General features: G+C 41.9%; 1 protein-coding gene and 1 pseudogene. One reads left to right on the forward strand and one right to left on the reverse strand.

Features of this window, described 5'->3' with window-relative positions; all coding sequences use genetic code 11:
* The first annotated feature begins 191 nt into the window (after nt 1-191).
* Nucleotides 192-602 (forward strand): hypothetical protein, encoded by a 411-nt coding sequence (locus ABHC48_RS20500; protein ID WP_195700510.1) that lies wholly within the window; start codon nt 192-194, stop codon nt 600-602.
* Nucleotides 603-713: 111 nt separating this feature from the next.
* Here ABHC48_RS20500 and ABHC48_RS20505 read toward each other — a convergent pair.
* Nucleotides 714-1,159: pseudogene (locus ABHC48_RS20505) on the reverse strand (transposase); the annotation flags it as partial.

Raw genomic sequence — 1,159 nt, forward strand, 5'->3', positions numbered from 1 at the left:
TATCAAGCGGAGTGTAGTAAAAATCTATTTACTATCATTATGAGTTTAAAAACGTAGACAGTAAAGCTACCCAAGATTTAAGCGCTTACTTTGTTTATGCCAGTGACACAAAGAAACGATACATACATATTTATTACAGTGCTGCCAAAGCGGTTGGTGAACGTGCAAGACTGGAAGAAAAGATCCATGAAATGCAGAGATTTATGGAACAGCATGAAGATAAGAAGTATGAATTCGGACCGGCATTCCACAAGTATTTTCATATGCATTATAACAAGGAAAACGGGCATTTTGTTTATGGCGAACCCAAGCTGCCGGTGATCCAGGATGAGCTGGAGCTCTGTGGATATTTTGCTATCATCTCATCCGAAAAGATGGATGCAAAGGATGCGATAAACCTTTACAAGAGCAGGGACGTATCGGAAAACGTATTCCGGGCAGATAAATCTTATCTCGGAAACCATTGTCTGAGAGTGGCATCAGAAGAGGCGGCATTAAATAAGATATTCATTGGTTTTCTTGCACTGATCATCCGGTGCAGGATATATACAGCCTTAAAGGAAAAGGCGAAGGAACTGGCAAAAAAAACGAATTATCTGTAAGCGCTTAATTTTTAGGTATGATAGAAAAATCCCCGACTACTTTTCAGTAGCCGGAGCACCTTGACAATTCACATATGATTGATTTGATTCGTTTGCACGACGTTCGATCTCAGCTTTGACAGTTTCATTCCATGGCGCCAGAAGTTCTAATTCATCATCACTCATCCTGTCATCAGGCAGTTTTTCCAGCAGATAAGTAAGATAGTGATAGACGTTTACTCCATTGGCTTTTGCCATTTCTACCATTGTGTACACGATAGCGCTGGCCTGGGCTCCGTTTGGTGTATCGCAGAACAGCCAGTTTTTACGGCCTACTGTAAACGGGCGAATCGCATTTTCACTGAGATTATTAGAAAAACTGCAGCGGCCGTCTTCCAGATAGGTGGACAGATAGGAGCGGCGATTCTGAATATAGGTGACAGCTTTATCCATTCTGCTTCCACGGATAGGGCTTTGCTGATCAAGCCACGACAAAAAGCCTTCTACTACCGGCTTTTCTTTTTCAAGACGAGCCTTTTTGATAGCATCGAAGGAAGAACACTTTGATCTGATCACAT

It is taken from the genome of Ruminococcus sp. 1001136sp1, assembly GCF_039841815.1.
GTDB lineage: Bacteria > Bacillota > Clostridia > Lachnospirales > Lachnospiraceae > Blautia_A > Blautia_A faecis.

Excerpts from the sequence above, each read along its gene's own strand:
- ABHC48_RS20500 (WP_195700510.1), top strand. The coding sequence starts at position 192 with ATGCAGAGATTTATGGAACAGCATGAAGATAAGAAGTATGAATTCGGA.